This window comes from Furfurilactobacillus milii, assembly GCF_009864005.1.
GTDB classification, from domain to species: Bacteria; Bacillota; Bacilli; order Lactobacillales; family Lactobacillaceae; genus Furfurilactobacillus; species Furfurilactobacillus rossiae_B.
In genome coordinates, this window is the sequence record NZ_WEZQ01000001.1 from 277,926 (window position 1) to 302,325 (window position 24,400).

The window sequence follows — 24,400 nt, forward strand, 5'->3', positions numbered from 1 at the left end:
CTTCCAAACTAGCCAGTTCAAGTCTGTGCAAGTTTAGAAGCTTTTTTAGTTTAGCTGGCAATGATAAACAGGACAAGCAAGACGATTTCAACGGCGAGGCGAAGCAGGTAATGTGACCAATGAATATCAGCACCAAATAGCCGCCGACTCGCCATTAGCGCACCGCTTGAAATCAACACCATCCCGATTACTAAGAACGGAATCGTTGCATTAGTGGGAAAATCGCCCACTGCGGCCAACAGGAATAGTGAACCGATGACCGTTGTAATAGCGCTGGCCCAACCACCTTTGCGGACATTGAACCAAGGCAAAATGAGATAAATAAGTGCATAGATGCCGATCAACCGACGCATAAAAATGAGCATGTAATTTCCCCCGAGTTTTCTGGTTGATACTTAGTTTTGATTGAGCTGTTGCTTTCGTTTGTGATAACTGTCGATTTTTTGGTCTAGAAAATCGAGATGTTGCTGGATCAACTGTTGTTGACCTTTCAAACGAAGGCGCTGTTTGGCTAAGAGGTCCAGTCGTTCATCGATGGTGGCGTCACCAATATCACGCAACTGGGCGTAGGCTTGAATCTGTTTCATCGGCATGCCAGTGCTTTTAAGTCGTTTGATAAACGCAATCCAGTGAATATCCGCGTCAGAGTACTCACGTTTGTTGGTGTGAGAACGAGCAGGCGTGATGAGATCGAGCTTCTCGTAATAACGTAACGTGTCGATCGGCATCCCGACTAGTTTTGAAAACTCACCAATACTGTACATATTTCGCCACCTAAGATAATTTTGGTCTAGAACAGTTGTCACCATAGAGAAAGTGTAAGACTTTAGTTGACATGGAGTTAACTCCAGATAGTAGGCTTATTCCAATCTTAAGGGAAAGGGAGTTCATATTGATGCAAGGAAATGAAAATAGTCGTTTGAAACGGGGCCAAGCAAAATTGAAGGAGGTTGATGCGGAAGCGGCGACAAATGTCATGTCAGGATTGGCGGGTGTGGCGCCAGACATTGCGACGTACATTGAAGAATTTGCGTTTGGTGACATTTATTCGCGGTCAGGGATCGATCTCAAGCAGCGTGAAATGATCACGGTCACGAGTTTATTGACGCAGGGCGATACCGCCGCACAAATGGAGGTTCACATTAATGGCTGCCTTAACGTTGGGCTGACCGAGCAGGAAGTTGTCGAAAGTTTCATTCAGTGCTTGCCATACGTTGGGTTTCCAAAGGTGTTAAATGCAGTCGCAGTAGCCAAACGAGTTTTTGCTTCACGTAAATAGTTAGTCTTGGGGCAGTCAAATAAACACAAAATAGCAGTTGTCAGTTTTTAGTTCTGGCAACTGCTATTTTCAATTGTTCAAACTGACGGTTAGCCCTTCAATCCTCGGGATTGCCGATCCATATCCTCAACGACAATGTCGAAAATTTCACCTAGTGAGGCGCAGTACTTTAGAATGTCCCATGGTTCGTTGGTGTGGAAGTGAATTTTAATAAGGTTGCTATCGCCAACGGCAATCAAACTGTCACCTTTGAAATGAGCTTTAATGTAGGCGTCAATTTTATCCTCGTCAAGGTCGTGACCATCAATTAGACATTGTGTATCGTAGCGAAATTCAATCATAAGTTAATTCTCCAATTTCAGTTTGATAATATCGAATGCCCTCATTGTACGTGGGTGGGACGATAAATGCATGAAATCTATCTTAACGAAAAACAACGTCACGGTTTCGACCAGCATAGAGGCTGGTCGAGATCGTGGCGTTGTTTTTTGCATTTTAAATCAAATCAGTTTTGTGTTAGAAACTGCGGCCGAGAAACGACAGTCCGCCGATGGCTAAGAAGATGAGTACTAACCAAATGGCGATGTGGGCGAAGAAAACAAATCCTGCGACCACGACCAGCGTACCCAAAATCCAGAAAACAGCCTTGCCGATGAACCGCCCAAAAATCAGTAAGATGGCCAGTCCAATTAATAGTCCCATTGAGGAACCCTCCTAAATTTTAAACGTGTCAATTAACGCAGTTCGTTAACTGTGCCCAAATTCTAGCATTTCTACTGGCGGATACAAGTAGTTAAATCGTAAGGATTGGTAAAGCTGATTATGGTAAGAATAAAATCGCTAAAGAAAGTGTTGCTGTTTGAGAAATGTAGATAAGTTAACGACGTCCAGCAAGGTCAGTTCACCGATTGGACGATGTGCAAAAACACGTTCACGTGTTAAAGCATAAGCCCGATGTGTATCAACATAGGATGGCTCATTTAGCCCTGCTAATTGCCATTGTTTGATTGGATAATACAACCGTTGTATAAAATCTGACTTATTAGAATACTGGCTGGTGATTTTAAAAACAATCACTTGCTGAGCGGTTACCTCAATAACCAATGCTGGCCGAACTTTTGAAATATGACCTTCATCGAAAGGGACGTTTGCAATTTAGAGCTGCATTGGATGGATGTTAGTCATTATTTTTCACGCATCCATTCATCAAAGTGTGGTGATTTTTGAGGGTCATAATGACCCTCTTTATCAATATCAACATCCTCAATAGGAATATTTTTGATGAGGTCGTGCCACTCGAGAGGGGTCGGTCGGCTTTTCAAAACAATATTATTATTTTTGTCAATATCGACAGAAAGTTGATCCCCAGCAGATAACCCGAGTTGTTTTCTGACTTCAGCAGGGATGACCACTTGGCCTTTGCTAGAGAGTCGCGTCGTAAGGGGTTCAAAATTATTTTTGGTCATGGCACTGCCTTCATTTGTCATATCTTAAATCTTACCTCCTTACCATATTTTGTAAAACTCACCAAGTCAATTTATTTGATTACATATAACATACGCAAGCACGATATAAAAAAATCGCGAGGATTAATAAAGATAATTATACTCTTGGTAAATTTTTCTGAGATTCTCTCATGTTTCTTTCAGGTTTAAGTACTTTTAAGCCTGGCGCGCTCAAATTAAGCTTAGATACAAGTCGCAGTTGGCAAATCTATTTAAAAAGAGATGAGCGAAATGATTAAAAAATCTGGGTGGCAGGTAACTTTGCTTGTTGAAGTGGGTTTTGTAATCTTAAGCATGATGTTGTTTGCGGCGCTGGTTCACGGAAACCAGGTGTTTGCGACAGGAGATTATCATTTTCATCAAAACCGAATTGAAAGTCTGTATGAAGCGTTAAAGCATGGTGATTTGTTACCACGAGTTGATACGTACTTCGCAGGTGGTTACGGGTATGCGGCGAGTCTGTTTTATCCAACCCTATTTTTGTATGTGCCAGCGGTGTTTAGATTGATCGGTTTTAGCTCCGCCCAAGTTTACTTTGGAACATTGATTGGAATTTTGTGGGCAACATTTGCGATGACAGAGTTTGCTGGTCGTCAAATGGGTCTCTCGCGTGTGCGCAGTGTCATGTTTGCACTCCTGTATGGCTTAAGTACCTATCATCTTCAGGATTTATTTAGTCGGCAAGACATGGGCGAGGCAATGGCAATGGTCTTCTTCCCGTTGGTTTTGGCGAGCCTGGTTAAGCTGAATCACGGCGACAAACGGGCATGGCTGTGGCTTGCACTTAGCATGACGGCAGTGGGCTATTCACACATGCTATCGCTCGAAATGATGGGGTTGTTTTGCGTTATTTACGCGTTCACTCATTGGCAGACGTTCGTGACTAAACGAACGCTCTTAGCTGTTGGTGCTGCTGCCATAACAGCGATTCTTTTATTGTCAGCCTATCTCGTTCCCGTTGGCGAACAGCTAATGTCACAAACTTTCCAAGTGACATCAACGCCGCTCGTTTACATTTCAAATGAAGCAGTCGCTCCCATGAATCTGGTGATAAATTCGCTGACAAACCAAGTTTTTCACGCCAACACGGTCAATGTTGGACCAGTTATTTTTATCGGCAGTCTTGCTGGTTTAGGAATGGCGCTAAAGCAGCGCCATAATCGTCGTTTGGCCGTTATTGCTGTGGCTATGTTGGTAATGACTACAAGTTTGTTTCCGTGGGCTTTATTAAATCACACAATGTTTAATACGCTACAATTTCCATGGCGTTTATTTTCGATTATTAGTTTATTGGTTAGCTACAATTTATCTGATTTGCAATACGGCCTGTCATTTAAGAGAGCCACCAATATTGTTGTACCAATGAGCATTAGCGTCCTTGTATTATTAGGACTGCAATTAGGCATGAAAACAGTAGCCGCATCTCCACAACGAGTTGAAACGGAGAGTAGTTTCAACAAGATCGACTCATATTACATTGGCGCTGGTCATGAATACCTGCCTAAGACATTGTCATACAATAAAATTTTGTCTAACAAACACCGGACACTCGTTTACAACAACGAAGATGTAACCGTCACAGCGGCCAAAGCGTCTGATGGGCATGTTGAATTTCATTACGTTGTTCACGATTCTCAAAGACACGCCAAAATAAGCCTGCCATTGGTTTATTATAAAGGCATGCAGGCGGTGAATACGCTGGACCATCAGTTTGTGACCACTAAGGAAAGTGGTACGGGCATGACCGAGTTAAATGTCACGGGTTCTGGAAACGTGGCCGTTGGTTACGCTGGGACAGCATTGCAACGAATTAGTGTGCTCGTTTCAATGGCTACCGTATTTGCAATGAGCTTGAGTATTAGGCGGCGACAACGTTCGTTTGCCCATGCTCGTTTGCGAACGCGTCATGGGAATGGATTTTAATGATCGTGGGGATGAACATGGAAAACCAAGTATTAATCGTTGAAGACGAAGATAGTCTCAGTTCGTATTTAAAAACGGAATTGACGTTTGAAAATTATGATGTGTTAGTGGCGGCTGATGGTGAAGAAGCAATGACAGCGTTCACCGAACACCAAGATACTCTGGGCGTTGTGCTACTGGATTGGATGATTCCAAAGCTTAACGGGCTTGAAGTCCTCCGTCGGATTCGCAAACAAACGGCCACGTTGCCAGTTATTTTTATGACGGCTCGTGATTACGTTGGTGATAAGGTAGCCGGCTTGGATAATGGTGCCGATGACTACATCACAAAGCCGTTTGAGATTGAAGAACTGTTGGCCCGTCTTCGTGTGATTTTTCGACACGAGGCACAACAGATGCAAGTTGCCCCAGTTTATGAAATTGCGAACCTCAAACTTGATACAAAGTCGCACCAAGTTACCCGCGACGATGATCATGTTCAATTGACACAGCGCGAATATACGTTGTTGCTGTACCTGCTACAACATAAAGAGGAGACCGTCACTCGTGACGAATTATTGGACAATGTTTGGGGCGTTGATTTTGTTGGGCAGACAAACATTGTCGATGTTTACATTCGTTATTTGCGGAACAAAGTAGATCGTGACCATACGCCAGAATTGATTCATACAATTCGTGGTGTGGGATACACGCTAAGGGAAGAAGAATGAAAAGGGTATTCGCAAGGCTGCATATTAACCGTAATTCAAATGCGTGGGTCATTATTCGCACATACATCGTCATTCTGCTCGTGACGACACTCTTGAATGTGATGGTGACAGCGGGCGTAGTTAGTACGCTGTTAATTCGAAATCGTGAAGCGGAAGCTGTTAACATGATTGATTCGCTACAAGATTCGTTTGTGCATAAGTCACCGAATTGGGATGCTTGGGAGGCGGCAAGCGAGGAAGATACGTCGGATACTTACGTTAAAATTCAAACCATCACTAAGAGTGGCAAGGTTAAAGACACATTTTATTCACCTAACACTCAAAAGTATTTAAAGGCGAAAGTAACGCGTATATCGGCATTTCCGGCGGTTAAAATCGTTGATGGTCATGGCGTGTTTTATTACCGTAGTAAGTTAACTCATCGCGCCTATTATCAAATCTGGTTAAGCATGAACTACATTTTGCACATGGTTCGTGTCGTCCTTGAGGCCGTTTTGTTGGTGGCTGCATTAAGCCTAATTGTTGGCGTTGCCTTAATTTTATTGATGTCACGTCGTCTAACTAAACCGCTGACCAATTTGACTAAAGCAGCCCAGGCGCGTGCCGCAGAAACGGGCCAGCTACAGCAGTCGCTGCCAGTGCCTGAGACACCTACTGAAGTTAACCAGTTAGCCATTAGTTTCAACCAGTTGTTGACATCGCTAAACGATCGGATGCAGCGTGAACACCAATTTGTATCAGACGCTTCACATGAATTGCGGACACCATTAGCTGGCATTCGTGGGCACGTTAGTTTGATTCGCCGGCGTGGGACGGAGCATCCTGAAATTGTTCCAGATTCTCTTAAATATTTGGATGAAGAATCACTTCGGATGCAACATCTAGTTGAAAATTTATTAGCGATTAGCCGTAATGATCAGTTGCAACTGGACCTAAAGCCACTTGATTTAACCGAATTATTAACAACAGTCGTGGCAAACTATCAGCATCAAACGGCGCATGAAATCACATTGAAACTCCCGAAACATGCAGAGGCGTTGGGCAATGAAGATAGTATTCGGCAGATTGTTTTGGCCATTTTAGACAATGCGGTCAAATATTCACCTGATGATTGGCCGATTGACATTGCTGTTGTTGAACTGGATAATGCAGCAGCACTAAGCATCAGCGACCAAGGCGCGGGTATTAGTGACGCGGACAAGGCTCATGTGTTTGAACGTTTTTATCGTGTTGATCAAGCACGTTCAAGCAAAACACCTGGCACAGGTTTAGGATTGGCCATTGTTTCGCAATTAGTTGCATTAAATCATGCCAAAATTGCTGTGACGGATAATCATCCACAAGGAACAACGTTTACCATCACATTTAGGAAGTAATCACTTAAACGAACGCAATCTGAGAAAAACTCATTTAATCTTCACGAACCGTAGATAGTTGCACCTCTCTTTTCTCGCTATTCTGTAAACATAGCAGGGGAAGGAGAGGTGCTTTTTATGATAACAGCCTTGTTAGCATCGATTATGCATATTAATACAATTATCCCGAGTTTGATGGCCGCACATGGTGTGCTGGTATACGTTGCGCTCTTTGTGATTATCTTTATTGAAACTGGTTTGGTTGTAATGCCGTTTTTACCTGGCGATTCAATTTTGTTTCTGTGTGGATCATTGGCAGCCGGCGCTGCTGGTGCCATGAACCCATGGTTGATGATTGGCATATTGACTGTGGCAGCGATTCTCGGTGACCTCGTGAACTTTGAAATTGGCAAACGTTTTGGGCGCTGGGCAATGCATAGTAAACGCATGCAACGATGGATTAAGCCTAAGTACCTACAACGCTCACAAACATTCTTTGAACGTTACGGTAACGTTGCTATCTTCCTAGGCCGGTTTATTCCAATCATTCGGACTTTAATTCCATTTACGGCAGGAATGGGTAAAATGCACTATCCGACATTTGCCAAGTACAACATTATCGGCGGCGCAACGTGGGTCACAGTCGCAATTGGTGCTGGATACTTCTTTGGTAATATCCCAGTGGTTAAGGCGAACTTTGAACTGATTATGTTGGCAATCGTGGTGATTTCACTGGTACCAGTTTTGTATACAACATTGAAGGCCCGTTCACAGGCTGAATAAAGTCGATTTATAAGTCTGCAAGGGTACGGACAAGATGATAGGAGGTTTTAGATATGAAAAAAATGACGATTATTGTGCCCTGTTATAACGAGCAAGCAGCAATCCCGCTATTTTATCAACGTTTGAAAGAGATTCTTGGTAACTATGTAGACGAATATGCAGGTCATCAATGGGACCTGTTGTTTGTTGATGATGGTTCGACGGATGATTCGTTGACTGAAATGGAACGGCTCCAAGTGAGTGATCCAGAGCATGTTCACTTTCTATCATTTTCGCGAAATTTTGGAAAAGAAGCGGCGTTATACGCTGGTTTGGAAAATGCAGATGCTGAATATGTGGGTGTGATGGATGTTGATTTGCAAGATCCACCGGAATTGTTGCCACAAATGAGCGCGTATTTAGACAGTGGCGACTACGACACGGTTGCAACCAAACGTGATTCATGAAAGGGTGAACCAATTGTCCGGTCGTTCTTTTCTAAAATGTTTTACAAACTGATCAACCGTATTTCACAAACACCGATTCCAGAAGGTGCCCGGGATTATCGTTTGATGAATCGTAAGGTGGTTGACGCCGTGTTAGCCATGCCAGAGGTGAACCGTTTTTCAAAGGGCATCTTCAACTGGGTTGGCTTTCGCACCAAGGTGTTGACGTTTGACCATCAGGAGCGGGTGGCCGGTGAAACACACTGGTCTTTCAAACAACTGGTGAGTTATTCGTTTGAAGGGATTATGGATTTTTCTGATAAACCACTCACGATTGCGTCAGTGGTTGGCGGGGCATCGTTTGTGTTATCCATTTTTTCACTGATATTCATCGTTATTAGAGCGTTGGCGTTTGGTGATCCGACTGCTGGCTGGCCGTCGTTGGTATCCATCATTTTAATGATTGGTGGCATCCAACTGTTTTGTCTAGGAATTGCTGGCAAGTATATTGCCAAAATTTATTTGGAAGTGAAGCAGCGGCCGGTTTACATTACGCGTGAACAAAAATAGTACTTAAAAAGTGGGTAGGGGTTGTAAAAATGGGTCTTTTAGAAGCATCGTCTTCATCAAAATGGCGTTGGTGGACGTCAATTAGTTTACTGGTTATCTTTGTGGCACTAGCAGTGAGCGTCAAACTACAGTCGGGCTTTGTCACTTGCATTGACAAAGGGCTTGCAGCCATGTTTGTTGGTTGGCAGACATCCTCGAAGACAGCGCTGTTTGTTGTAATTTCTAAATTTGGTAGCCCAGTAGTTGCTACGATTGCAGCGCTCGCATTGATTCTGTGGCTGTGGTGGCAACGAGAGCGAATCGCCGCTGGTATCAGTTTCCTTATTTATTTCGGTGGTAACGCAATCGCATTGCTGGTCAAATATATGGTTGGTCGTGTGCGACCAACACATGAGTTAGTTGCAGACAGTGGCTTTAGTTTTCCCAGTGGGCATATGTTTTCCAGTACCTTATTGATTCTGTTGCTATTATTGGTTTTGAGTCATTATTTGAAATTTAAACCGCAATTATTTGCGACAATAATTGCGGTTATCTGGTTGGTCATATTGATGATTGCGCGCGTATATCTGCGCAATCACTTTGCTACTGATGTTGTGGGTTCTGTGCTGCTGGCGGGCGGTTGGTTATTGCTTAGTCAACAGCTGATTACGGAAGTTATTAAACGAATACCTAGTTTGCAGCAATCCTAAGGGGATGTTAAGCATGTTTGATGATGAAAATATTATTGAGAAAGCTATGGAATTTGTACTGGTTAGGACGAAACCAGAATATTTAAACGAAATGGTAAGCATTCTTGATGAGTTGGTTGTTGAGGCGCGTGTAACTCGTAATATCGCTGTGCTGATTGAGTTACCAACGGTTCAAAGTCGGATGATTAAACCAGAATACGTGGACGAAGTGAACACGATTAAGCATTATTTTGGTCAGCACCCGTTGGCAATGAGTTAGTTAAGCAAGTGATGCTAGTGCAACCCGTGCTGGGCCATTTTGGCGAATTGCTCTGGATCCACAAAGAAGGTGATCTCACCGGTTTCTGGGTTCACCTTGGGATAGACATTAACACTGATAGGTAAAACTTTATCCTGATTTTCTACCGTCAGTTTGAAGATGTTGCCCCAGGCGTACATTTTGCAATCTGTTTTTTCCATGATGTCGAGTTGCTCCCTTATCTTTTTAATGTGGCACGTTTAATTTAGCCCCAGAGTTTAGCAAAATAAAGCAAGTCATTTCAGCGATATGGTCTAAACGCCGAGATGACTTGCTTTTGAAATTCTGAATATTAATACATTAATGTTTGCAACTCGTTATTGTTTTAAGACTACCGTTTTCTGATAAAGCGGTAAGCGGCGGCAATTGCGCCAATCAGTAAGCTAGCACCGAGGATTGAAGCAACCGTAGCGCGTTGCTGATCAGTCAGTGGAAGAACGCCTGATTTATTACGTTGCGTCTGACTAGTCGTTTGAGATCCTGAACGGCCTGTGGTGGTGCCACTACCTGATTGAGGTGCAATAGCACGTGGTCCATTAACGGTACCACTTGTTACAGAGCGTCCGTTTGATCCGGTCCCGCTGGTGCCAGTTGTACCGGTCATGCCTGAGTCGGCTGTTTTTGAACCAGTCGCTTCTGAGCCAGTCGTTCTTGAGCCGGTCGAGCCAGTGTTGCCGGAACCTGAACCGCCTTGACCTGTCATGGCTGATCCTGAACGACTCGTTTGACCTGTGGTGCCAGAAGCAGTGCCAACACCCGTGGAACCAGATCCGGTTGTGCCTGTCCCACTGTTGCCGGAGGATGTTTGTCCACCAGAGCCTTGACCGTTGCCAGTTCCGGTAGTGCCAGAGTCAGTGTTACCCGACCCAGTGTTATCTGAACCGCCGCTGCCTCCAGTGCCCGGATTACCTGAACCACCGTTATTCCCAGTGCCTGGGTTACCAGGTGTGCCAGGCTGACCGCTACCAACTGTAACGTCCACTGGTGTGCTGTCCTTAGCGTTGTCGCCATTAGTGGCCACGATCTTCACGGATAGTGTTTGCCCATCAGTTAAACCGTCAATTGGAATGGAGAAGCTACCGTCTGCATTCACTGGTGCAGTTTTGGTTGAGCCATCAGGCAACGTTACAACTGCGGTAAACGTTGTCCCATCTGGTACTGGCGTTGTGATATTGGCATTCCCAGTTACCGCAGTGTCACCGGTATTAACTGGATTAACGGTTGGTGTTCCCACATTGTAATCATCCAGTGGATTTGTTGCATTTGGCTGACTAACAGTGATTGAAACAGGTGTACTATCCTTGGTATTGTCACCATTGGTAGCGACAATTTTGACACTCACTGTTTGACCAGGTGTCAGGGCACCAGTGTCGATGTTAAAGGAACCATCAGGGTTCACGGTGCCAGTCTTTGTCGAGCCATCTGGTAGTGTTGCGACTGCGGTAAACGTGGTTCCGTCTGGTACTGGTGTTGTAATGTTGGCGTTCCCAGTCACGCTGGTATCACCGCCCTTAGCAGGGTTTACGGTCGGTGTGCCAACGTTATAACCATCCAGTGGATTTGTTGGGTTGGTTGGGTCACCAGCTTCAACAGTTACAGAAGCAGGGGAACTGTCTTTCGTATAATCTCCGTTTACAGCTTGCAGTTTGACAGATACGATCTGGCCAGTAGATAAGGCACCTGTGTCGACTGTGAATGTGGCCTTGTCGCCGTTAACCGCTGCGTCGACGGTTTTGGTTGAACCATCTGGTAAGGTAGCAATGGCCTTAAACATGGTCCCATCAGGAATTGGTGTGGTTAGTGTGGCTGATCCAGAGACGCTGGTGTCGCCATTTTTCGCCGGATTCAGCGTTGGTGTTGTGACATTGTAGTTTGTTAATGGATCTTCGAAAGTCGGATCTGACTTACCGACGAAAATGGTTACCGGTAAACTATCTTTGGTATTTTCTCCGTTTGTGGCAACGATTTTGACGCTGATTTCTTCACGGGCAGTTAGTGTACCAGAGTCAATTGAGAATGAACCATTATCGCTAACAGCTGCTGATTTTTGAACGCCACCTGGTAGGGTTGCGACTGCCATAAATGTTGTGCCTTCAGGGTAACCAGGGTTGATGTTGGCATTACCGTCAATTGAAGTGTTGCCTTCTACAGCTGGATCGACGGTTGGGACATTAACAGTATAGCCGTCCAACGGATTACTTGGGTCGGCTTGGTCAACAACGATACCTGTTGGCAAACTTTCCTTGGTGTTATCACCATTGGTTGCCTGAATCTTCACATTGATTTGCTGACCGGCTGCCAATGTACCAGTTTCAATTGAGTAGGAACCATCACCGTTAACGGTCGCTGTTTTTTTGCTTCCGTCAGGCAGGGTAGCGATAGCTTCAAATGTTGTCCCATCAGGAATTGGCGTATTGAAATTGGCATTACCAATTACGGTAATTTCACCCGCCTTGGCTGGGTTAACAGTTGGTGCATTAACGGTGTAACCGTCCAATGGATTGGCCGGATTAGTTGCTTCAACAGTTGTTGAGGCTTCTGCTCCGTCCTTTGTGTTGTCACCGTTAACTGCCTGTAGTTTGGCAGATACTACTTGGCCGGTCGTTAATGTTCCAGTATCAGCTGTAAACGTCGCATTGACGCCATCAACATTTGCATCAACCGTTTTAGTCGTGTTGTCTGGTAATGTCAGAATGGCTTTAAACGTGGTGCCTTTTGGAATCGGAACTGTCAGTACAGCTGACCCTGAAACACTGGTATCGCCGTTCTTAGGTGTGACAAACGTTGGTGTTGCCACTTCGTAGTCAGCCAATGGATTTTCGGCTTCGCTAACAGTCATGTCCGTTGGAGTACTATCTTTGGTTGCGTCACCGTTTTTAGCTTGAATCTTGACGCTAATGGCTTCTCCCGCTGCCAAGGTACCGGAGTCGATCGTGTAGGTACCATCAGGTTTGATTTCAGCCGTCTGTTGAACACCACCGGGAAGAGTAGCAACGGCTGTGAAAGTCGTACCATCTGGATAAGGTGTGTTCAAGTTGGCATTCCCGGTAATGGCCGTGTCACCGGCCTTCGCTGGGTTCACTTCGGGTGCGTTAACGGTGTAGTCGTCAAAGGCATTAGCCACAACAGTTGTCGTTGCTGGTGATCCGTCCTTCGTGTTGTCACCGTTGACTGCCTGAAGTTTGACCGAAATTTCTTGGCCTGTCCGCAGTGAACCAGTGTCAATGGTAAACGTGGCTTGGTCGCCTTCTACGGTAACGTTACCGGTGACTGGTCGGCCACTCGGCAAGGTTGCGACTGCTTTAAACGTTGTTCCCGCAGGAATTGGTTCCATTAATGTAGCCGTGCCAGAGATCCTAGTGTCGCCGTTCTTCGGCGTCGTTAATGTTGGTGTCGCAACGTCGTAATCAGCAATTGGGTTTGTGACCACGGCCTTGCCGACGGTGATGTCAGTGCCAGTACTGTCCTTAGTGGCGTCGCCATTTTTCGCTTGGATACGAACGCTAATGTCTTCGCCTTCTGTTAATCCACCGGAGTTGATTGTGTAACTACCATCTGGATTAACCTCCGCTGTTTTCTCAATACCACCAGGGAGTGTTGCGATAGCGGTAAACGTCGTGCCTGAAGGGTAAGGCTCATTTAAATTAGCGTTCCCGTTAATCGTTGCATCGCCATCATTTGCTGGGTCAACACTTGGTGCGGCAACTGTGTAGTCTTTAAACGGATCTGCCGCTTGAACGGTTACAGAACGTGGTAAACCGTCCTTAGTGTAGCCACCGTTTTCGGCTTGAATCTTAACGGAGAGCACATCATTGGCGTTTAATTGGCCCGTGTTGATTGTAAATGTTCCGGTACCATTATTAACCGTAACAGTGCCTTCTGCGGTGCCGCCACCAGGTAATGCCGCAATGGCTTTAAACGTGGTGCCGTTTGGCATACCATCTGCAATGGCAACATTTCCTGAAATACTAGTGTCACCAGCCGTGGCAGGGTCAAGGTTTGGTACATTAACCGTGTAATTTTGAAGTGGGTTAGTCGGGTCAACATCATGGACGACCACGCTCGCGGCGCCACCGGTCTTGGTGTTGGCGCCATTAACTGCCTGTAGCTTGACGGATACTTCTTGACCAGCCGCCAATTTGCCGGTGTCCACGTTAAACGAAGCATGATTGCCGTCAACAACAACATCGCCTGTCACCGTGCTACCGCCGGGCAGTGTGGCAATGGCTTTAAATGTCGTTCCTTCTGGAATCGGTTCTGTCAGAGTCGCGTTCCCAGAAACGCTGGTATCATCAGCTGTTGCTGGATTCAACGTTGGGGTGGCGACAGTATAATTTTCCAGCGGATTTTGGGGTGTTACTGCAAATTGGAGGTTAACAGCATCACCTTCGCTGCTTAGGAGGTCAATATCCACGGCACCATTACTGGATAGGACACCGTAAACCTTTGTGTTGGCCGCGGTTGATTCACTTACAGTCGTTGTCAAACGTGCGGTTGTGACCAAGCAAGTTAACATTCAGCAAGTTATTCAGCAGGTTGCTTGATACCCCGATAATCGGATTTAATACGTTAAGCAGTGCTTGTAATGCCTCACGTAAGGTTGCTGTTAGTGGGTTAGATGTTGGTAAGGCATTCAGTGCATTTTGAACGTCAGCGATAATTAGGTCAGTTTGACTCTTAACATAGTTGCCCAAGCCATCTGTTACATCGGCGGTAATCCGATCATTTGATACAGTTCCGGCGACATTAGCTTGATAAGTACCTAGTGGTTGTGCACTAGTTAGCCGATTCAATGCGTTTTGAACGGCCTTTAATTCTGGTGACCCAGTTCCCAGTGCGGAGAGGGCGGTTTGAACCAGAGCAACTTCGGCACTAACACCTGGAATCTTAGACAGGTTAATGTCCGTTAATGCCGCATCGACGGAGATGTTAGCTCCGCCGACAACTTTGCCTCGTAATTCAGGGGCTAGTCCAAAGACCATGATTTTTTTCGTCGCTAAACCGACATCGGCGACACCCGTCCCAGTGTAACTAAGATCCAAGTCATAATTGCCCTGAGCGTTCTTCGTTTGTGGATTAGCTTTATTAGTAGTCATTTGACCATTGGATAGCAAGCTAACGTCAGCTAAGCCAGCTCTAGCCTGACGAGTTGTTTGTGGTTCGTTGATGGTGTCAGCTAAAGCAACGCCGCTTGGCACTGAGGCACTAAGTAGCATTAGTGTGGCACCGCATACATAAATAGACCGGCGCAGGTTACGTTTGAAATTAGCACGAGATTCAGATGGTGATTTTTTTGACACCTTTTTGGGGGATTGCGTTGACGCTTTTGTTTTAGACATGACGTAGTCTCCTTTCGCAGCCCAAGTGGGCAACACATTGCTAAATGTTTACCTGACGCCCACGTGTTTTGGGGCCTCGGCATCACTCTGAATCGATCATGATCAATTAAAAATGACTACCCGTCGATAGTACCTGAATGGTAACAAGGAACTTTTTATAAGCAAAAACATATGCTTTTTATAATTAATAATTTAATGATGAACTCATGTCGGAGTATGAAAATTATGGCATGGCAGTGAACTGTTGATATAATGAATCGATAGGAAAATGTTGATTCGTAGTAAGAAAGGGGAGGAAAATGTTCAAACAAAAAAGAATTTGGTTTATAGTTCTCCTCGTTCTGCTAGTCAGCACATTAGCGTGGGGTACGTTATATCATGAGGTGCAACGATCAACGAAAGTGGCACATCCAGTGTACAAACGAAAACCTGTTGTTAAGCCAATTGCGAAATGGCAAAGTGCTAAAATACCGACGGCAATTGACCACACGCAGGCGGATTCGTTGGATAAAAAGATGCAGTCAATCGATTTTGTTGGTTCTGTGCTTGTCGTTCGTGGCGGTAAAGTGGTGTTTGAAAAGCAATACGGGGATGCAAATGCGGCCCGTAAACGTCAAAATGATGTGAATTCGGCTTATGCTATTGCTTCCATCCAGAAAATAGCTACTGGGGCATTAGTCATGCAGCAAGTGCAACAAAACCACCTGTCACTTTCTGACCACATCAGTAAATTTTATAAAGACGTTCCGCACGGTAATGAAATTACAATTCGGCAAATGCTGGACATGACTTCGGGATTGACTTTGCCTGGACCACCCGGACCGACTACGCCACAAACGGATAAACAGATTGTGGATTATGATTTGCATCACTTAAAATTTAATCCACAGCTTTATAATCAGTGGCGTTACTCGCAAGTGAACTACAATATCTTGGCAGGAGTATTGACTAAACTTACGGGAAAGTCTTACGAAGCCTTGTTCAATCAGCAGGTTATTCGACGCTTTAATTTACGGCAAACGGTGTTTATGCCGTCTGACAACCCACATGTTGCCGTATCTTACGCGGGCACTAAAACAGACAACGTGGACTATGGTAAGGAAGTCGTGACGCCGGACGCAATGTGGCATGACGAGCTGGGAACTGGGCGCATCGCGATGTCGGCGCGTGATTTGTACGTTATGATCAGTCAAATTATGCAGGGTAAATTAATCTCTCAAACTTCAGTGAATCAGTTATACGAATCTGGTAGTCGCAGCACGTACGGTGGTGGTACGTACAACATGTATGGTGCGGCAGTTAATCACGGGCTGGGCTACGGTTATCAAGGAATGTCGATCGTTTCAAAGGATGGGCAGAATGGTCTGATCATGCTAAGTAATTCATTTCGCGCGAAACACAGTGTGAAGCCGTTTGCAGAACAACTGTATCTCAATTTATTTAAAAAATAACAAACTGATTCACTGGTTAACAAAAATTCCTCAAGCAACTTTTTTAGTTGCACGAGGAATTTTCTTTTGTCACCGTGTGATTAGCAGTAAAGTGGTATTTAATACACAAAACGAATAATAAATCGGCTATGAAAAAGATTATGATAGAACGAATAACTTCATCAGAGAGGATGTACTTATGACGGGGACTAAGCGAACGAGTATTTGGCGTTTTTTAGGCGCTTTTTGGTACTTCTTTAAGCATTATTCATTTACAGCAATTATTGTATACGCTATTTTAATTCCGCTGTTTTCTTGGCTGGGTGCAGGCATTTTACGCTGGAGCCATATTCCGTATTTGTCTTATACGAACGCTATCTCAGTGGCAAAGGATCATCCATGGGCGATGGTTAGCCTACTCTTGTTACTGTTACTGATTGTTCTGGCAATTTACATGCAGTTTGCTTATTTACTGTTGATGGTTGCTTATCGGCGGAAGGATCAGCGACCGACTATCCGTCAACTGGTAGCGCAGTTATGGCATAGATTACCACGGTTATCACCCGGCACGTTTGGCTTTTTCTTGTTGTACTTCTTGTTAATTGTTCCGTTTGGAGGCAACTTCATCAGTACGCCGTTACTGGCGAAGGTTCAAATTCCCGACTTTATCGTTGAGTTCATCATGACCAAGCCACTGTTAGTGGCAGCGTTGGTGTTACTGTACGTCGGCGCTTTCTATTTCGGAAACCGATTATTTCTTGTTATTCCAATGCTGATGTTTGAACAACAAACGGTTCGGCGGGCAGTTCGTGCATCCTGGCAAAGAACCTGGGGACGGTTTTGGTGGATCACGTTGCGGATTGTTGGCATTATCGCCAGTATTTCAGTTCTGTATGGCATCATGTTAGGCGGCTTTTATTTTGGACAACGGTGGTTCGACACCCAAGGACACACAACTGCATTGAGCGCTGCGATTGTTAACTTTAATTTGTTAACGCTGGTCAACTACACGATTTCAATTCTCGCAACTGTGTGGGTATTGGATTTGAGTTTGCAGTTGATGAAAGATTATGACGTCCACGCTCTTGACGGTTTGCCAGACCTGCCACGGGTAACGGCAAAACCATGGTGGCGAGTGGCTGTTCCGGTTGCCTTTACCGTTGTTGCCATTGTGTTTGCAGGCTACGGTTACAGCTATTTTGCCGGATTGCTGGTCGTGAATCCACAAACGTTATCCCACCGAGGTGTTGATAATGGTAACGGCGTGCAAAACACGGTGCAGGCATTAAAGGAAACACACAAACAACACCCAACGTACGTTGAAATGGATATTCAAGAGACCCGTGATCATAAGTTTGTCGTCATGCACGACCCGAATTTAAGTACCTTAGCTGGTCAAAACAAAACGGTCGGCAAGCAAACGTTAACCGGTTTAACAGATACCACGATTCATGAAAATGGGCATCAGACAAAAATTGATTCTTTCGATGATTATCTTCATGCAGCGCAACAAATGCACCAAAAATTGTTAGTTGAAATCAAGTTGAATGCCGGGCAGAACAGGCGGAAACTCGTTAACCGGTTCATAAAACGTTATGGTAACTCACTGCTTGCTCATCATGACATCATTCATTCACTGGACTATGGTGTTGTTGAACAGTTGAAGACTCAACGGCCAGCACTGACTGTGGGATACATCCTGCCGTTTAACTTTATTGGCGTGCCGCAGACCAAAGCAGATTTTTACACGATGGAATACACGACGTTAAATGATCGGTTTGTCAGCGGCGCTCATCGGGAGCACAAAAAAGTGTTTGCGTGGGCTGTGAACGATAGTGATTCGATGATAAAAGTCATGAACATGGACGTTGATGGTGTCATTACCGATCAGTTAAGCACGTTAAAACGGCAAATTAGGCAGCAGCAGGGTGGGCGTGATTATGCCACTCAGCTACTGCAGTACGGCACTCAAGTGATTAGCGATAACCAATAGTCATTTGAGCGGAGAGGGCAAAGGGGATTGAGTATGAAGATTGAACCTGCAACAGTAAATGATCTAGAACAAATTGAGGCAATTGAACAGGCTGGCTTTAACGCGGCAGAAGCTGCTTCACTGGAAACGTATCGCAAACGGCTGGCTGTTTTGGCTGATACTTTCTTAGTTGGCCGTGCTGACAACAGTGATGTCCTAGGCTTTATCGTTGGGCCGGCAGTGAAGGAACGTTTTGTTGAGGACTGGATGTATGAGGAGACGCCGCAAAATTTGCTTCAAGGCGGTCATCAACTGGTTTTTACAATTGCGACAGCGCCCACTGTTCGTGGACAAGGAATCGGCAGTAAGTTACTGACGGCCTTGGCCGACGTTGCGACACAGGCAGGACGGACATCCATGGCATTAACTTGCTTAAAAGACCGCATTCCGTTTTATGAGAAGAACGGTTTCACTAACGTTGGCGTGGCTGATTCGGTTCACGCTGATGAGATTTGGTACAACATGGAAAAACAACTGAAACGGAGTGTCTGAATGGAAACACAAGCAACGAATGTTGATGCAAAAGTAACGGCTAACTCAACAGAAACAGCAGCGACGCCACGTCCTAGAAAGGCACTGGGGATTGCCTTGGCCTGTACGGCGGGGATTTGCTGGGGAATTTCAGGCGTGGCCGCCAGTGCACTATTTCATCACAATCACGCGATTACGCCACTGTGGGTGAGCCAAGTGCGGATGACGATTGCTGGCCTAATCATGATTTTAGTTAGTCTGACACAGGGGGAATCGGTAGCCATTTGGCGTAACAAACGGGATGCACTACAACTAGTGATGTATGGGCTTTTAGGCCTCATTCCAGTTCAATTATTTTATTTCAACGCGGTTCACGCAGGCAATCCATCAATCGCAACGATATTGCAATTTTTAGGACCATTTGTGATTGCTTTTTATTACATTCTCTTCCATCATCAGCTGCCAACGCGTTCTGAAGTTATCGGGATGGTACTGGCGTTTGGCGGAACATTACTGATTATTACCCATGGCCATTTCAATACATTGGCTGTGTCTGGCGCCGTTTTATTTTGGGGCGGTTTGTCGGCCATTGGCGTGGCCACTAATACGTTACTGCCACGAGCGTTATTGCGTAAATACGGTTCGTTTGCAACAACCGGCTGGGGTTTGCTGGTCGCTGGTTTATCCCTAAACGTGTTTGGACCTGTTTGGTCTAATCCAGTTCATTTAGCTGCGCCAGATTGGTTGCTGATGAGCGTGATTATTGTTATTGGAACCTTGCTGGCATTCATTTTGTTCGCGATTAGTTTGAAACATATTTTGCCAACAACTGCGAGCTTGCTTGATGCGTTTGAACCATTATCAGCGACGGTCTTTTCCATCATTTTTCTTGGCATCTCGCTATCGGGTATGGATATTGTCGGCGGCGTCTTGATAATTCTCGCCGTAATGGCATTGGCAATGGATTTTCGAGCAATTCATTGGTTCCGCAAACGTTCGTAGGGTGACCCATCGAAAAGATTGTTTTGTGTAATAGCATGGGTGTATGATGCTGCCAAATGAAGCGGGTGGCGATTAAAATGACGCAGCACATAATTTATCGGTTTTGGTGGCTAATTCATGTTATTAATGTGGCTATTGCTGTCGTTCTTTGGGTGCGACTCAGTCGTTTGCAGATAACCTCTAGAAATGAACTTTTGGGTTTTAGCATTATTGCGGTGCTTTATCTTGCTTATATGCGATTACCGTTTGCAATTGGATCGTGGTCGTTTGTTCAGTGGCCCGTTGCAATGAAACTAAAGGTAGCAATTACTAACGCCGTGGTTTTTATGGCTTATGGCATAACTGCGTGCGTTTTTCCGAATGACTTTCAGGCCAGCCATGCGTCGATTGTTGGACTTACTTCAGGACTGGCAGGAATGCTAGTAACGTATTTGCCACCGGCACATCCAACATTCACAATTGGGTTTCACATCAAACAAAGTGATTCTGCAACAAAAGGTATGCTGTTATTCATGGGTCGGGGGTTGGCTATCGCCGGTATTGTTATCGTAGTAGTTGGCAATGCCGTTCCCGATGTCTTGATTCCAGTCGCTGCCGGTCTAACCACGTTCGCCTTAATTGGTGGGTTTGTATATGGTCAGTGGCTGGACCGACGATCGAAATAATTTCAAAGAATAGTGGCATTAATCCTATGCAAAGTGCATTTAGGGTTAATGCCACTATTTTAGTGTTATAGAAGTTATGACCAATAATAAAACGATAAACGCCGCTTTGAAAGATATGATACACAATGGCTATTATTGATTCTGGTTTCCCGCCAATAAAGAATCAATAATGAACTCATCAAGTCATAACGCACAGTATTTTTCGGAGGTTGATAAAATGGCTACAGACATCAAGGTTCATGTTTTGCACACAGGCTTAGTTCAAGTTGATCGGGCCTTGCCCTTTCATGACTATTATCGTAATCCGTTGGCATTTACAGGTGTATTGCGATCACATATTAATCAAATCACATTACCCGTTTCAAGTTATTTAATTGAGCATCCAAAAGGGTTGGTACTCATTGATACTGGTTGGAATGAATCGGTTCGTCAGAGTCAGTGGCATGAACTGGGCATGCAAGTGCAAATCAATAAAGCCTATTTACCAGCTGGGTGGTCGGTTCGTGAACAGTTAGCAACTTTAGGATATCAACCAAGTGATATTGACTATGTGGTATTAAGTCATTTGCACAGCGATCATGCCAGTGGTCTCAAATTGGTTAAAGATGCCAAGAAAATTTTAACCAGCGAGACGGAGTGGCAAACAGCTAATCATGATAAATTACGGTATATCAGTAGAATGTGGCGCGGCGTTAACGTAGAAACATTTGCATACAAAAGCGCAAATGTCGGTCCCTTACATCAAACGTTTGATCTATTTGGTGACGGTAGTGTTCAGTTTGTTGCTACACCAGGCCACAGTGCGGGGCTATCGGCTACAATTGTAACGGGAAAAGATGGACGTGAAGTCGTTCTTGCCGCTGATGTGGGTTACGCCCGCGAATCTTGGGAGAAAATGGTCACACCTGGTATTGTGATAGATCGGAAAGCTGCTATTGAGTCACTGGCATGGATTAAACAAGAAGCAGCAAAACCAAATGTTATTGAGGCGATGGCAAACCACGATCCTCAGGTACTGCCTCACGTTGTTACGTTGAATTAACGAAGCCGTTGAGATACCAATTATCAACTTTGCTGAGTGATTTGATTGGCAATGTTGATAAATGCTTTGTTCATAAAGTGGGCGACATCCTCATTGAGACCGTGGGCGAGCGACCACGTAATGTAAGTCATTGCATTAGCAACGTACAAGTCTTGCAAGTAAGTAATTGGTAAGGTCGTTTTAAGATGATTTCTCAGAAAAACTGCTAAGTTGTCTCCTATGATTGTCCGAAAATTAGCGTCTAGACTAATATCATCAGTGTGGACGTTTAGCAGTAGTAACAGGGCGTCTTTATCGGGCAGAAGATCTGTTACCAAATTGGCGAGGGAATTCGACTGTGTTAATGTTGAAATTCGTGTCGTCATAATTTTTTCAAATTTGTCGGTATATTGGCTGTTAAGATGTTCAAGCAATGCAAATTTGTCTACGTAGTGATGGTAAAAAGTAGATCGACCGATTTCGGCCTCCAGACAGATTTGTTGAATGGTGACTTGTTCGAACGATTCTGTTTTTAATAGTTTTAATAAAGTCTTGTCAATCAAACGAACCGTTTTGACAACACGTAAGTCTGCTTCATTCATAAATTTGCCACCTTTCGAAAACTAAATTCATTGTAGTCGATGAGCTCAGATGGCGGCAAGAAATGAAAAAGTGAGTTCTGTGATTGCACGATGGACAAACCTGTGATAATCTATGAACCACAAGTTAATTAGCATACGAACAAAGCTTATATAAGACCATGATATGGATGGTTGTCTCTACCCAGAGCCCTAAACTCCGGACTATAAGCAAATTAAGTCAATGTATCCTCGGCTTCTTTTGCGATATCCGCAAGGGAAGCTTTTTTGTTCTCAGAAAATGGAGGAGAAGTTTATCAAACGTCTTGAAGAACGCATTGATGCCGAAGGTCGTGTCCTCGGTGAAGATATTTTAAAAGTTGATAGTTTTCTAAATCATCAGGTAGATCCCGAATTGATGCAGGCTATGGGCGATGAATTTGCTCACTACTTTGCCGATATGGGGATCACTAAGGTGCTAACCGTTGAATCATCCGGGATTGCTCCTGCATTGATGGCTAGTCTTTCTCTTGGTGTTCCGATGGTCTTTGCACGTAAGCACAAGAGCTTGACGTTGACAGACAATTTATACACAGCGACGGTCTACTCCTTTACGAAACAAACTGAAAATACAATTTCAATTTCAAAATCATTTTTGTCGGCTGATGATAAGGTGCTGATTATTGATGATTTTCTCGCAAACGGTCAAGCTGTTAACGGCCTGCTGGATATCTGTGAGTCTGCTGGAGCCACGGTTGGTGGTGTTGGCGTGGTGATTGAAAAACGATTCCAACGTGGTCATCAGTTCATCGTGGAGCGTCACATCCCATTGCTCGCTTTGGCAAGTATCGCAAGTTTTGATAATGGTCACGTCGTTTTCAGCCATGAAAAGGAGCAAATTAATGTTCAGTAAATCCACGACAACGGCATGTGAATCCAAAGCTGCCATGCTTGGACTTCAGCATCTACTAGCAATGTACTCAGGCACCGTATTAGTTCCGTTGCTCATTGGTGGCGCCTTGCATTTTAATGCAACTCAAATGACATATTTGGTTTCAATTGATATTTTCATGAGTGGGTTGGCAACGTTGCTCCAACTGCTTACAAATCGTGTTTTCGGGATCGGCTTGCCAGTCGTTCTCGGATGTGCCGTTCAGGCGGTAGCACCATTAATCTTGATTGGTCAGCACTTTTCAATTGGAACTATGTATGGTGCCATCATTGCGGCCGGTATTTTTGTCTTTTTAATCGCCGGTGTGTTCGCCAAGCTCCGACACCTATTTCCACCGTTGGTCACGGGCATAGTCATCACCGTTATCGGATTAACACTAATTCCCATTGCATTTTTAAACCTTGGCGGTGGGGATGTATCGGCCAAAACCTTTGGCTCACCTTTAAACCTCGGGGTTGGCTTTCTGACTGTGGCTGTAATCATTGCCGCTAACGTTTGGGGTCGTGGATTTATTCGCCAAATTGCTGTGTTGATTGGTTTGCTGGTTGGTACACTAACGGCCGGAGCATTCGGAATGGTGTCATTAAAGCCGGTTTTGCAGGCCAGTTGGTTTCACTTTCCACAACCGTTTTATTTTGGTGTTCCACACTTTGAAATCTCTTCAATCCTAACGATGATTTTGATTTCACTCGTATCAATGGTTGAATCAACCGGTGTTTTCTTCGCTCTGGGAGATATCATGAACAAACCAATTTCGGAAACGGATTTAAAGAAAGGCTACCGTGCTGAAGCCTTGGCAGTTACCCTTGGCGGTTTGTTCAACACATTCCCATACACAACGTTCTCCCAAAATGTTGGATTGGTTCAGCTATCCGGAATTAAGAGTCGCCGACCAGTGTTTTATGCAGCTGGTTTTCTGATGACACTGGGATTATTGCCAAAGATTGGCGCGTTAGCTACGATTATTCCAGCGCCAGTTATCGGTGGCGCGATGGTTGTCATGTTCGGAATGGTTGCGATGCAGGGTGTACGGATGCTTGGCCAAGTTGATTTTCACAACAATAAAAACATCCTGGTTGCTGCAGTTTCTGTTGGCTTAGGTCTGGGCGTTACCGTTCAACCGGCAATTTTTCAAGATTTACCAAAAACGGCTCAACTTATTTTGAGCAATGGCATTGTGATTGCTAGCTTCTCAGCTGTTATCCTAAACTTGCTCTTACGACCGGAGCGCGAGCAGCAACCGGAAAGGGAGCAAACAGTAGTTACTGCGGAGAACCAGACTACGGCAGCAAAGCCAGAGAAGTAAGTCTCCGTGTTAATCGTGAGTTAATTTTATTTCCAATTAGTTAGTCCGTTTTACAACTAACATCGAA

The 24,400-nt window shown here is 44.7% G+C and carries 25 protein-coding genes, 1 pseudogene and 1 riboswitch; of the genes and pseudogenes, 16 read left to right on the forward strand and 10 right to left on the reverse strand.

Annotated features, from left to right (window positions below; genetic code table 11):
- Window positions 1–50: 50 nt before the first annotated feature.
- Window positions 51–365, reverse strand: a complete 315-nt coding sequence (locus GB993_RS01265; RefSeq protein ID WP_161002767.1) for a hypothetical protein — start codon at window positions 363–365, stop codon at window positions 51–53.
- Window positions 366–395: 30 nt separating this feature from the next.
- Window positions 396–764 carry a MerR family transcriptional regulator gene (locus GB993_RS01270; protein WP_161002768.1) on the reverse strand — a complete coding sequence of 123 codons (369 nt, stop codon included), beginning with the start codon at window positions 762–764 and terminating at the stop codon, window positions 396–398.
- Between the two features lie 131 nt (window positions 765–895).
- Here GB993_RS01270 and GB993_RS01275 point away from each other — a divergent pair, with 131 nt between their 5' ends.
- Window positions 896–1,279 carry a carboxymuconolactone decarboxylase family protein gene (locus GB993_RS01275; RefSeq protein ID WP_161002769.1) on the forward strand — a complete coding sequence of 128 codons (384 nt, stop codon included), beginning with the start codon at window positions 896–898 and terminating at the stop codon, window positions 1,277–1,279.
- Window positions 1,280–1,368: 89 nt separating this feature from the next.
- On the opposite strand, the gene GB993_RS01280 is transcribed toward GB993_RS01275, so the two are convergent.
- The 4 genes from GB993_RS01280 to GB993_RS01295 all read right to left on the reverse strand — a co-directional run bounded on the left by GB993_RS01280 (window position 1,369) and on the right by GB993_RS01295 (window position 2,766).
- Window positions 1,369–1,620 carry a hypothetical protein gene (locus GB993_RS01280; protein ID WP_017262540.1) on the reverse strand — a complete coding sequence of 84 codons (252 nt, stop codon included), beginning with the start codon at window positions 1,618–1,620 and terminating at the stop codon, window positions 1,369–1,371.
- A 175-nt stretch (window positions 1,621–1,795) separates the two neighbouring features.
- Window positions 1,796–1,981 carry a small multidrug resistance protein gene (locus tag GB993_RS01285; protein ID WP_161002770.1) on the reverse strand — a complete coding sequence of 62 codons (186 nt, stop codon included), beginning with the start codon at window positions 1,979–1,981 and terminating at the stop codon, window positions 1,796–1,798.
- Between the two features lie 138 nt (window positions 1,982–2,119).
- A complete protein-coding gene (locus tag GB993_RS01290; protein ID WP_347877336.1) occupies window positions 2,120–2,434 on the reverse strand; it encodes a type II toxin-antitoxin system PemK/MazF family toxin in 315 nt (104 codons plus the stop codon).
- 29 nt (window positions 2,435–2,463) lie between these two features.
- Entirely contained in the window at window positions 2,464–2,766 is a 303-nt protein-coding gene (locus GB993_RS01295) for an AbrB/MazE/SpoVT family DNA-binding domain-containing protein (protein WP_238331559.1), read from the reverse strand.
- A 249-nt stretch (window positions 2,767–3,015) separates the two neighbouring features.
- Here GB993_RS01295 and GB993_RS01300 point away from each other — a divergent pair, with 249 nt between their 5' ends.
- From GB993_RS01300 to GB993_RS01330, 7 genes and pseudogenes are all read left to right on the forward strand, one after another.
- Window positions 3,016–4,707, forward strand: a complete 1,692-nt coding sequence (locus GB993_RS01300) for a hypothetical protein (protein ID WP_161002771.1) — start codon at window positions 3,016–3,018, stop codon at window positions 4,705–4,707.
- A 17-nt stretch (window positions 4,708–4,724) separates the two neighbouring features.
- Window positions 4,725–5,417, forward strand: a complete 693-nt coding sequence (locus tag GB993_RS01305; RefSeq protein ID WP_161002772.1) for a response regulator transcription factor — start codon at window positions 4,725–4,727, stop codon at window positions 5,415–5,417.
- A complete protein-coding gene (locus GB993_RS01310; RefSeq protein ID WP_161002773.1) occupies window positions 5,414–6,793 on the forward strand; it encodes a HAMP domain-containing sensor histidine kinase in 1,380 nt (459 codons plus the stop codon). Before GB993_RS01305 ends, GB993_RS01310 begins: the two co-directional genes overlap by 4 nt.
- A 117-nt stretch (window positions 6,794–6,910) precedes the next feature.
- A complete protein-coding gene (locus GB993_RS01315; protein WP_161002774.1) occupies window positions 6,911–7,555 on the forward strand; it encodes a VTT domain-containing protein in 645 nt (214 codons plus the stop codon).
- A 53-nt stretch (window positions 7,556–7,608) separates the two neighbouring features.
- Window positions 7,609–8,550: pseudogene (locus GB993_RS01320) on the forward strand (glycosyltransferase family 2 protein).
- A gap of 29 nt (window positions 8,551–8,579) precedes the next feature.
- Window positions 8,580–9,239 carry a phosphatase PAP2 family protein gene (locus GB993_RS01325; RefSeq protein ID WP_161002775.1) on the forward strand — a complete coding sequence of 220 codons (660 nt, stop codon included), beginning with the start codon at window positions 8,580–8,582 and terminating at the stop codon, window positions 9,237–9,239.
- A 13-nt stretch (window positions 9,240–9,252) separates the two neighbouring features.
- Window positions 9,253–9,498: a hypothetical protein gene (locus GB993_RS01330; RefSeq protein ID WP_161002776.1), complete on the forward strand. Its 246-nt coding sequence runs from the start codon at window positions 9,253–9,255 to the stop codon at window positions 9,496–9,498.
- A gap of 14 nt (window positions 9,499–9,512) precedes the next feature.
- On the opposite strand, the gene GB993_RS01335 is transcribed toward GB993_RS01330, so the two are convergent.
- From GB993_RS01335 to GB993_RS01345, 3 genes are all read right to left on the reverse strand, one after another.
- Complete coding sequence (locus GB993_RS01335; protein ID WP_161002777.1) at window positions 9,513–9,698, reverse strand: hypothetical protein; 186 nt, start codon at window positions 9,696–9,698, stop codon at window positions 9,513–9,515.
- A 170-nt stretch (window positions 9,699–9,868) separates the two neighbouring features.
- Complete coding sequence (locus GB993_RS01340) at window positions 9,869–14,041, reverse strand: beta strand repeat-containing protein (RefSeq protein ID WP_161002778.1); 4,173 nt, start codon at window positions 14,039–14,041, stop codon at window positions 9,869–9,871.
- Window positions 14,004–14,876, reverse strand: coding sequence for an adhesive domain-containing protein (locus GB993_RS01345; protein WP_161002779.1), 873 nt, complete (start codon window positions 14,874–14,876; stop codon window positions 14,004–14,006). The genes GB993_RS01340 and GB993_RS01345 overlap by 38 nt, the downstream gene beginning before the upstream one ends.
- Window positions 14,877–15,175: 299 nt before the next feature.
- Here GB993_RS01345 and GB993_RS01350 point away from each other — a divergent pair, with 299 nt between their 5' ends.
- The 6 genes from GB993_RS01350 (at window position 15,176) to GB993_RS01375 (ending at window position 21,518) form a co-directional block, all read left to right on the forward strand.
- Window positions 15,176–16,327 carry a serine hydrolase domain-containing protein gene (locus GB993_RS01350; protein ID WP_161002780.1) on the forward strand — a complete coding sequence of 384 codons (1,152 nt, stop codon included), beginning with the start codon at window positions 15,176–15,178 and terminating at the stop codon, window positions 16,325–16,327.
- Between the two features lie 178 nt (window positions 16,328–16,505).
- On the forward strand, window positions 16,506–18,299 hold the full coding sequence (locus GB993_RS01355) for a glycerophosphoryl diester phosphodiesterase membrane domain-containing protein (RefSeq protein ID WP_161002781.1): 1,794 nt from the start codon (window positions 16,506–16,508) through the stop codon (window positions 18,297–18,299).
- Window positions 18,300–18,332: 33 nt separating this feature from the next.
- Entirely contained in the window at window positions 18,333–18,830 is a 498-nt protein-coding gene (locus GB993_RS01360; protein WP_161002782.1) for a GNAT family N-acetyltransferase, read from the forward strand.
- Window positions 18,831–19,811, forward strand: coding sequence for a DMT family transporter (locus GB993_RS01365; RefSeq protein ID WP_161002783.1), 981 nt, complete (start codon window positions 18,831–18,833; stop codon window positions 19,809–19,811). It begins immediately after the preceding gene.
- Window positions 19,812–19,888: 77 nt separating this feature from the next.
- Window positions 19,889–20,476: a hypothetical protein gene (locus GB993_RS01370; protein ID WP_161002784.1), complete on the forward strand. Its 588-nt coding sequence runs from the start codon at window positions 19,889–19,891 to the stop codon at window positions 20,474–20,476.
- 217 nt (window positions 20,477–20,693) lie between these two features.
- Window positions 20,694–21,518 (forward strand): N-acyl homoserine lactonase family protein, encoded by an 825-nt coding sequence (locus GB993_RS01375; protein ID WP_161002785.1) that lies wholly within the window; start codon window positions 20,694–20,696, stop codon window positions 21,516–21,518.
- A 23-nt stretch (window positions 21,519–21,541) separates the two neighbouring features.
- Here the strand turns inward: GB993_RS01375 and GB993_RS01380 are convergent, their stop codons facing one another.
- A complete protein-coding gene (locus tag GB993_RS01380; protein ID WP_161002786.1) occupies window positions 21,542–22,099 on the reverse strand; it encodes a TetR/AcrR family transcriptional regulator in 558 nt (185 codons plus the stop codon).
- Between the two features lie 126 nt (window positions 22,100–22,225).
- Window positions 22,226–22,323, forward strand: a riboswitch (purine riboswitch).
- 68 nt (window positions 22,324–22,391) lie between these two features.
- Between GB993_RS01380 and GB993_RS01385 the strand changes: the two genes are divergently transcribed.
- Together GB993_RS01385 and GB993_RS01390 are read left to right on the forward strand one after the other, a co-directional pair.
- Window positions 22,392–22,988, forward strand: coding sequence for a xanthine phosphoribosyltransferase (locus GB993_RS01385; RefSeq protein WP_161002828.1), 597 nt, complete (start codon window positions 22,392–22,394; stop codon window positions 22,986–22,988).
- Window positions 22,978–24,333 carry a nucleobase:cation symporter-2 family protein gene (locus tag GB993_RS01390; protein ID WP_161002787.1) on the forward strand — a complete coding sequence of 452 codons (1,356 nt, stop codon included), beginning with the start codon at window positions 22,978–22,980 and terminating at the stop codon, window positions 24,331–24,333. Before GB993_RS01385 ends, GB993_RS01390 begins: the two co-directional genes overlap by 11 nt.
- Window positions 24,334–24,400 lie beyond the last annotated feature (67 nt).